This is a genomic window from Ramlibacter aquaticus, assembly GCF_015159745.1.
GTDB classification, from domain to species: Bacteria; Pseudomonadota; Gammaproteobacteria; order Burkholderiales; family Burkholderiaceae_C; genus Ramlibacter; species Ramlibacter aquaticus.
The window spans coordinates 1-393 of the sequence record NZ_JADDOJ010000217.1 but is presented as its reverse complement, the minus strand read 5'-3'; the positions used below and the strand labels follow the sequence as shown (position 1 = coordinate 393).

The window sequence follows — 393 nt, the reverse complement described above, 5'->3', positions numbered from 1 at the left end:
GCTGTGCGGGTGCCTCGGGTAGCATCCCAGGCAGAGACGGAGACGCTATGACATCAGATCAGATCCAAGAACTCGCCCGCTTGGTGGCCGCCCAGGTATCGGCTCCGCCGTGGTGGCCCTACCTGCTGATGGTCGTGCTCGCCGCGGCCGGGACCTTCGCTGGTGCGGCCCTGAAACGTCGGGGCGAGAACTACGCCACCACGGCTGATTTTGAGACGCTCAAGATGCAGTTGGTCGCCAACACCCATGCCACAGAGGAAGTGAAGGCAGCGCTGGCTGGGCGCAGTTGGATGAAGCAGCAGCTATGGGGTCAGCGCGAGAAGTACTACATGGAGTTGCTGGGGCAACTGAGTGAGGTAGGAAGGTGTGCGAAGTCCCTCTACGAGCTAGAAC

The 393-nt window shown here is 61.8% G+C and carries 1 protein-coding gene; it reads left to right on the top strand.

The annotated features are described in order from the left end of the window. Window positions 1-47: 47 nt before the first annotated feature. Window positions 48-393 (top strand): hypothetical protein (locus IM725_RS20190; protein WP_193782417.1); only part of this gene is annotated, 346 nt, incomplete at its 3' end.